This window comes from Pseudomonas sp. NPDC087598 (genome assembly GCF_044743525.1).
Classification (GTDB): Bacteria; Pseudomonadota; Gammaproteobacteria; order Pseudomonadales; family Pseudomonadaceae; genus Aquipseudomonas.
The window spans coordinates 87,520-95,210 of the sequence record NZ_JBIUWQ010000011.1 but is presented as its reverse complement, the minus strand read 5'-3'; the positions used below and the strand labels follow the sequence as shown (position 1 = coordinate 95,210).

The 7,691-nt window shown below is 60.1% G+C and carries 7 protein-coding genes; 4 read left to right on the top strand and 3 right to left on the bottom strand.

What is annotated here, in order from left to right:
- Both hisD and hisC read left to right on the top strand, forming a co-directional pair.
- The coding region (gene hisD / locus ACIOWE_RS08900) for a histidinol dehydrogenase (protein WP_401389992.1) at positions 1-1,232 on the top strand (1,232 nt) is incomplete at its 5' end.
- Between the two features lie 3 nt (positions 1,233-1,235).
- Complete coding sequence (gene hisC, locus ACIOWE_RS08895) at positions 1,236-2,288, top strand: histidinol-phosphate transaminase (protein ID WP_401389989.1); 1,053 nt, start codon at positions 1,236-1,238, stop codon at positions 2,286-2,288.
- Between the two features lie 119 nt (positions 2,289-2,407).
- Here hisC and ACIOWE_RS08890 read toward each other — a convergent pair whose 3' ends face one another.
- From ACIOWE_RS08890 to algW, 3 genes are all read right to left on the bottom strand, one after another.
- Entirely contained in the window at positions 2,408-3,127 is a 720-nt protein-coding gene (locus ACIOWE_RS08890; protein ID WP_401389986.1) for a DUF4198 domain-containing protein, read from the bottom strand.
- Between the two features lie 16 nt (positions 3,128-3,143).
- On the bottom strand, positions 3,144-5,249 hold the full coding sequence (locus tag ACIOWE_RS08885) for a TonB-dependent siderophore receptor (RefSeq protein WP_401389984.1): 2,106 nt from the start codon (positions 5,247-5,249) through the stop codon (positions 3,144-3,146).
- An 88-nt stretch (positions 5,250-5,337) separates the two neighbouring features.
- Positions 5,338-6,495 (bottom strand): Do family serine endopeptidase AlgW, encoded by a 1,158-nt coding sequence (algW, locus tag ACIOWE_RS08880; protein ID WP_064119375.1) that lies wholly within the window; start codon positions 6,493-6,495, stop codon positions 5,338-5,340.
- Positions 6,496-6,598: 103 nt separating this feature from the next.
- On the opposite strand from algW, the gene ACIOWE_RS08875 reads away from it, so the two are divergent.
- Both ACIOWE_RS08875 and ACIOWE_RS08870 read left to right on the top strand, forming a co-directional pair.
- Positions 6,599-7,357 (top strand): Nif3-like dinuclear metal center hexameric protein, encoded by a 759-nt coding sequence (locus ACIOWE_RS08875; protein ID WP_401389980.1) that lies wholly within the window; start codon positions 6,599-6,601, stop codon positions 7,355-7,357.
- 250 nt (positions 7,358-7,607) lie between these two features.
- The coding region (locus tag ACIOWE_RS08870) for a hypothetical protein (RefSeq protein ID WP_401390043.1) at positions 7,608-7,691 on the top strand (84 nt) is incomplete at its 3' end.

Here is a 7,691-nt window from a genome sequence, read left to right as displayed (position 1 = left end):
ACGACTCGGTCACTCAGCGCGTGCTGGACATCATCAAGGCTGTGCGCGAGCGCGGTGACGCGGCGCTGGTCGAGTTCACCCAGAAGTTCGACGGCCTCGAAGTCGCCTCGATGGCCGACCTGATCCTGCCGCGCGAGCGCCTGGAGCTGGCCCTGACTCGCATTACCGTGGCGCAGCGCGAAGCGCTGGAAAAAGCCGCGTCCCGTGTGCGCAGCTATCACGAAAAACAGAAGCAGGATTCCTGGAGCTACACCGAAGCCGACGGCACCGTGCTCGGCCAGAAGGTCACGCCACTGGATCGCGCCGGTCTGTACGTGCCGGGCGGCAAGGCGTCGTACCCGTCGTCGGTGCTGATGAACGCGATTCCGGCCAAGGTTGCCGGCGTGACCGAAGTGGTTATGGTCGTGCCGACCCCGCGCGGTGAAATCAACGAACTGGTGCTGGCGTCGGCGTGCATTGCCGGCGTCGACCGGGTGTTCACCATCGGTGGCGCGCAAGCCGTCGCTGCTCTGGCTTATGGCACTGAAAGTGTGCCGAAAGTGGACAAGGTTGTTGGCCCGGGCAACATCTATGTCGCCACTGCCAAACGTCACGTGTTTGGTCAGGTCGGTATCGACATGATCGCCGGCCCTTCGGAAATCCTCGTGGTGTGCGACGGCCAGACCGACCCGGACTGGATCGCCATGGACCTGTTTTCCCAGGCTGAGCACGACGAAGACGCGCAGGCGATTCTGGTCAGCCCCGATGCCGGGTTCCTCGACAAGGTCGCCGCCAGCATCGACAAACTGCTGCCGACCATGGACCGCGCGACCATCATCGAAACTTCGATCAACGGCCGAGGTGCACTGATTCACGTGAAAGACATGGCGCAAGCCATCGAAGTCGCCAACCGCATCGCTCCGGAACACCTGGAGTTGTCGGTCGCTGACCCACAAGCCTGGCTGCCACAGATCCGCCACGCCGGCGCGATCTTCATGGGCCGTCACACCTCGGAAGCGCTGGGCGATTACTGCGCAGGCCCGAACCACGTATTGCCAACTTCCGGCACTGCGCGATTCTCCTCGCCGCTGGGCGTGTACGACTTCCAGAAACGTTCGTCGATCATCTTCTGCTCCGAAGCCGGTGCTTCCGAGCTGGGTAAAACGGCATCGGTACTGGCCCGTGGCGAATCGCTGAGCGCGCACGCACGCAGCGCCGAATACCGCATCAAAGACGAATCGAAGGGGAACTGAGAGATGAGTAAATTCTGGAGCCCGTTCGTCAAGGATCTGGTGCCATACGTGCCGGGCGAACAGCCGAAGCTGACCAAATTGGTCAAGCTCAACACCAACGAGAACCCGTACGGCCCGTCGCCGAAAGCGCTCGCGGCGATGCAGACCGAACTCAACGACAACCTGCGCCTGTACCCGGATCCGAACAGCGATCTGCTGAAAAACGCCGTTGCCAAATATTACGGCGTGCAGAGCAACCAGGTGTTCCTCGGCAACGGTTCGGATGAGGTACTGGCGCACATTTTTCACGGTCTGTTGCAACACGAGCAGCCGATTCTGTTCCCCGATATCAGTTACAGCTTCTACCCGGTCTACTGCGGTTTGTACGGAATCCAGTTCGACGCAGTGCCGCTGGATGCGCAATTCCGGATCAACCCGGCGGACTACGCCAAGCCGAACGGCGGGATCATTTTCCCCAACCCGAACGCCCCGACCGGTTGCCTGCTGGCGCTGGACGCGGTCGAGCAAATCCTCAAGGCCAGCCCGGATTCGGTGGTGGTCGTGGACGAGGCTTACATTGACTTCGGCGGCGAAACCGCAATCAGTCTGGTGGATCGTTATCCGAACCTGTTGGTGACGCAGACCCTGTCCAAGTCGCGTTCGCTGGCCGGTCTGCGCGTCGGTCTGGCGGTGGGCCATCCGGATCTGATCGAGGCGCTGGAGCGGATCAAGAACAGCTTCAACTCCTATCCGCTGGATCGTCTGGCGAATGTCGGCGCTGCGGCGGCATTCGAAGATCGCGAGTATTTCGACAAGACTTGCCGTCTGGTCATCGAGAGTCGCGAGTGGGTAATTGCGCAGTTGCAGGCCAAAGGTTTTGAAGTGCTGCCTTCGGCGGCGAACTTCATCTTTGCCCGCCATCCGCAGCATGATGCGGCGGGTCTGGCGGCCAAGCTGCGTGAGCAGGGCGTGATCGTGCGCCACTTCAAGCAGGAGCGGATTGCACAGTTCCTGCGGATCTCGATTGGTACGCCGGAGCAGAATCAGGCGCTGATCGACGGCCTCGGCGACCTCTGAAGCCTCGCTTTCCTTTGTAGGAGTGAGCCTGCTCGCGATAGCGGATGGACATTCAACATTTATGCTGACTGACCCGGCGCCATCGCGAGCAGGCTCACTCCTACAGGGATTTGTGGTGGTTATTCGTGATGCGGCTCACCGAGGAATGTCAGTGAGCTAAACAACCCACGACTGTCCACGTCAGCACTGCCCTTCACCGGCACCTCAACCTGCGCCGCAATCACATTCAGCCCTTCATTACGCACCAGCACCTGCGCACGCCCATCCTTGTCGGTCTCGGTGCTCAAGGTATTCGGCGCACTGCGATAATCGCCAATCAACTTCACCCCCGCCGCCGGTTTGCCATCGAGCAACACCCGCACCGGCAATGAATTTCCCGGCCCAACGGTCAGCGGATCAACCTCCGGCAGAATCAGCAATTTGATCTGATCCAGTTTCGGTAACTTCGCCCCCGGCTGATAAATCGCCAGGCTGTATTTGAACGTTTCCGTTGCCTCGACAGCGCCCGGTACTTTGCTGCGCCCTTCGTTGATCCACTTCTTGTCGGCAGTTTGCGACCACATGCCGTTATTCAATGCCACGGCCATCACCGCAGGCGACTTCAAGGGTTTCAAACGTGCGTGATCCGCCAGGCGCTCGACGCTGACCGGAATCATCTTGCCGCCCGCGTCATAAGCCCAGGCACCACTGATCTTCTGCGCCTTGAACGCGTTGTCTTCAGCGCCGTGGCCGTAGATCACTTCGATGTTGCCGCGTCGTTGTTCCGTCCACAGGCCATGGGCCGAGACCTGGCCGGCGAACAGTGCAGCGACGATCAGGAGGGTTTTGCCGTATTGCATGGGGGCTTCCTTTTACTTACAGGTTGAGGGTCAGGCTGACAGTGAAATTGCGCGGCTCACCGGGGTTGACCCAGTAGTTGCTGTAGGAGCGCTCGTAATATTTCTCGTCGAAGACGTTGTTCAGGTTCAGCCCGACGGTGACGTTGTCGCTGGCCTTGTAATGGGCGAGCAGGTCGACGGTCTGGTAAGCCGGCAATTCGAAATCGCTGCCGGATTCCCCCGAGCGGTCGCCGACATAAGTGAACGCTGCGCCGACGTCCGAGCCGCGCAAATGACCATCCTGAAACTCATAAACACCGAGCAGGCTGCCACTGCGTTTGGCCACGCCGAGGATGCGGCTGCCCGTAGGGATCGTCGCGTCGCCCTTGGTCACTTCGGCGTCTATGTAAGCGAAGGCGCCGATCACTCGTACCGCATCGGTGACTTGCCCGGTCACTTGCAGATCGAAACCACGACTGCGCGCCTTGCCCATCGCGCGGCTGGTGTCGGTGCCCGGATCGAGGGCGAGGACGTTTTCCTTGTCGATGTGGAAGAAGGCGAGGGTGCTGCTCAGGCGTTCGTCGAACAGTTCGTTCTTGATGCCGACTTCGTAACCGACACCTTCTTCGGGGTCGAAGGATTTGCCGGAGGCGTCGAGGCCGTTGTTCGGTTTGAAGGAGGTCGAGGCGTTGACGAACACGCCTGTTTGCGGCGTCAGTTGATAGAGCAGACCGGCGCGTTGGGTAAGTGCGTCGTGACGCTGGCTGCTCTTGGCGTTACGGCTGTGGTCGTCGATGCGCTGATCGAAATGCTCGAAACGTGCACCGATCATCCCGCGTAATTTGTCGCTGAAAACGATTTGATCCTGCAGGTTCAAGGCGTGGCTTTCGACGTGTTCGAAGAAGTCCGTGCCCGAGCGAGCGCCGTTGGGTTTCGGCTGGCCGTAGATCGGTTTGTAGATGTCGATGGCGTAAGGGCCACCGGCAATGGTGGTGACGCGTTCGTTCTTGCGGAAGTTTTCGTACTCGGTGCCGATCAGCAGTTCGTGTTGCCACGGGCCAAGGTCGAACAGGCCGCGCAGTTCCAGTTGCGTGATGCTGTCGTGCCAGTTGGTATCGCGTTCTCGATAGCGGCGGTTGATGGTGTGGCCATCGGCGTTCAGCGGGCGGTTTTCGGAAGCATCACCCCAGAGTTTGCCTTCCTTGTAATGGCTGGCCAGACGCAGTTTCCAGCTGTCATTGAGGTGATGTTCGAGGGTCGCCTGCAACAGGTTGTTGTGGTTGTCGATGTTGCCGTCGTTGGGCTCACCGAGGAAAGTCGAGCGTGAAACGCCGCTCCACTTGTTGTTCGGCGCGACGATGCCGCGGTCGAAAGTGGAATTGTGACGGACGATTTCGCTTTCCACCAACAGCGACGTGTCCGGGTTCAATTGCCAACTGATCGAGGGCGCGACGAACACCCGCTGGCTGTCGACGTGATCACGGAAGCTGTGGTTGTCCTCGACCGCGAGGTTGATCCGCGAGAGCACATTGCCCTGATCATCCAGCGGCGTGTTGACGTCCAGGGCGGTGCGGTAGCGGTCCCAACTGCCGGCGCTGGTTTGCAGGGTGGTGAAGGCTTCGGGCTGTGGTTTCTTGGTGACGATGTTCACCGTACCGCCCGGATCGCCTCGACCATGCAGGCTGGCTGCCGGGCCTTTGAGCACTTCGATGCGTTCGATGTTGGCTGCGTCAGGCGTGCTCGGATAACCACGATTGGCGCTGAAACCGTCCTTGTAGAACTCCGAGGTGGTGAAGCCGCGCACGCTGTATTCGTAAAGCGTCAGGCCGCCGAAGTTATTTTGCTTCGACACACCACCGGCAAAATCCAGGGCGCGCTCGACGCTGGTGCTGCCCAGATCCTTGAGGACGCTGGCGGGCACCACGCTGATCGCTTGTGGGATATCGCGAATCGCGGTGTCGGTTTTGGTCGCGCTGGATGAGCGGGTGGCGCGGTAGCCTTTGACCGGTCCGGTAGGGGATTCGTAGTCGGAGACGACGCTGATGGCGTCGAGCTCAAGGGGTCTGGGTTCTTCGGCGAAAACTGGATCGACCAGCAAACCGAGGCTCAGGCCCAGCAGGGAGGCCTTTGTTCGAGACGACATGTTATGTTGTTCCAATTGTCATAATTGAAACAATATAACATGTCCGTTGAGAATGTCTTTTATTCGCGCCGATGGCGCGAAAAAAGTTTTACTCTTCTTTTTCCTGCACGGGCGCCGGCGGTGGACGCAAGCCGATCTCGGCGGTGAGCTTCAGTTCCTTGCCGTTACGCATCACCTGAATCGTCACTTTGTCAGTCGGTTTGATCCGCGCGACCTGGTTCATCGAACGGCGACCATCACCGGCCGGTTCGCCATCAATGCTCAGAATCACATCGCCCAATTGCAGGCCGGCCTTCTGCGCCGGGCCGTCGCGGAAGATCCCGGCGACGACAATCCCCGGACGTCCGGACAAGCCAAACGACTCGGCCAGTTCCTGGGTCAGCGGCTGCACTTCGATGCCCAGCCAGCCACGAATCACCTGGCCGTGCTCAATGATCGACTTCATCACTTCCATCGCCAGTTTCACCGGGATGGCGAAGCCGATGCCCTGCGAACCGCCGGACTTGGAGAAGATCGCCGTGTTGATACCGGTGAGGTTGCCGTTGGCATCCACCAGCGCGCCGCCGGAGTTGCCCGGGTTGATCGCCGCGTCGGTCTGGATGAAGTCCTCGTAGTTGTTCAGGCCCAACTGGTTACGCCCGGTGGCACTGATGATGCCCATGGTCACGGTCTGGCCGACGCCGAACGGGTTGCCGATGGCTAATGCAACGTCGCCGATACGAATGTTGTCGGAACGGCCGACGGTGATCGCCGGCAGGGTTTTCAAGTCGATTTTCAGGACGGCGAGGTCGGTTTCCGGATCACTGCCGATCACCCGGGCCAGGGTTTCACGACCGTCCTTCAGCGCCACGACGATTTGGTCGGCACCGCTGGTCACGTGGTTGTTGGTCAGGATGTAGCCTTCCGGGCTCATGATCACGCCGGAACCGAGGCTCGATTCCATGCGCTTCTGCTTCGGCGAGTTGTCACCGAAGAAGCGCCGGAACTGCGGATCCTCAAACAAGGGATGCGCCGGTTTGTTGATGACTTTGGTGGTGTAGAGGTTGACCACCGAAGGCGCGGCGATGGTCACTGCGTCCGCATAGGACACCGGCCCCTGCTGCACGCTGGTGGTTTGCGGAGCCTGTTGCAGGTTGACGTCGAGGCTCGGCAGCCCGACCCACTGCGGGTAACGCTGAATAATCAACAGAGCGATAAGCACGCCGGCCAATAGCGGCCAGCCCATAAAACGCAGCGCCTTGAACATTAAGCACGTCCTGGAAAAGTTGCAGGCGGGGTCAGACCGCCCATAATGTCGCGCATTATACGAGGCCGCGCGTGCCTCTGAACGGGATATTTAGGAGTCTTTCATGGCCGTTGCCCTCAGCACCCTCGTCGAAGAAGCCGACCGTTACCTTGGCGCTGCAAAAATTGCCGATTATTGCCCCAATGGCCTGCAGGTCGAAGGCCGGCCGCAGGTGATGCGCATCGTCAGCGGCGTCACTGCCAGTCAGGCGTTGCTGGATGCTGCCGTCGAAGCCGGGGCTGATCTGGTGCTGGTGCACCACGGTTATTTCTGGAAAGGCGAAAACCCGTGCATCACCGGCATGAAGCAGCGTCGTCTGAAGACCCTGCTCAAGCACGACATCAGTCTGCTCGCCTATCACCTGCCGCTGGATCTGCACCCGGATGTCGGCAACAACGTGCAACTGGCGCGTCAGCTGGACATCACCGTCGAAGGGCCGCTGGACCCGGAAAATCTGAAAATCGTCGGCCTGGTGGGGTCGCTGGACGAGCCGGTGAACGCCCGTGATTTTGCCCGTCGAGTGCAAGAGCGCATGGGGCGCGAACCGCTGCTGATCGAAGGCAGCGGCATGATTCGACGGGTCGGCTGGTGCACCGGTGGTGGTCAGGGCTACATCGATAACGCCATCGCTGCCGGCGTTGATCTGTTCATCAGCGGCGAAGCCTCCGAGCAAACCTTCCACAGCGCCCGGGAAAACGACATCAGCTTCATCGCCGCCGGCCACCACGCCACCGAGCGTTATGGGGTGCAGGCGCTGGGCGATTACCTGGCAAAACGCTTCGCCCTCGAACACATCTTCATCGACATCCCGAATCCGATCTGAATCCACTACAAATCTCTGTGGGAGCGAGCCTGCTCGCGAAGGCGTCAGACCTTCAATACAAAGGTGTCCGGCACACCGCTTTCGCGAGCAGGCTCGCTCCCACAAGGGATCTGATGGGCCGAACTGGCAGGCATATTCATATACCCTTTCGATCTAGTTGGCGTCCTGATTAGAAGCAGGCCGCTGTGCTAGGATTCCCCGCTCGAACACGGCCCGCTGGCCGTTCATAAGAAAGCTTTCGTGAGTAGCCATGGTCGACAAACTGACGCATCTGAAACAGCTGGAGGCGGAAAGCATCCACATCATCCGCGAGGTGGCCGCCGAGTTCGACAAC

Excerpts from the sequence above, each read along its gene's own strand:
- hisC (WP_401389989.1), top strand. The coding sequence starts at position 1,236 with ATGAGTAAATTCTGGAGCCCGTTCGTCAAGGATCTGGTGCCATACGTG.
- ACIOWE_RS08890 (WP_401389986.1), bottom strand. The coding sequence starts at position 3,127 with ATGCAATACGGCAAAACCCTCCTGATCGTCGCTGCACTGTTCGCCGGC.
- ACIOWE_RS08885 (WP_401389984.1), bottom strand. The coding sequence starts at position 5,249 with ATGTCGTCTCGAACAAAGGCCTCCCTGCTGGGCCTGAGCCTCGGTTTG.
- algW (WP_064119375.1), bottom strand. The coding sequence starts at position 6,495 with ATGTTCAAGGCGCTGCGTTTTATGGGCTGGCCGCTATTGGCCGGCGTG.
- ACIOWE_RS08875 (WP_401389980.1), top strand. The coding sequence starts at position 6,599 with ATGGCCGTTGCCCTCAGCACCCTCGTCGAAGAAGCCGACCGTTACCTT.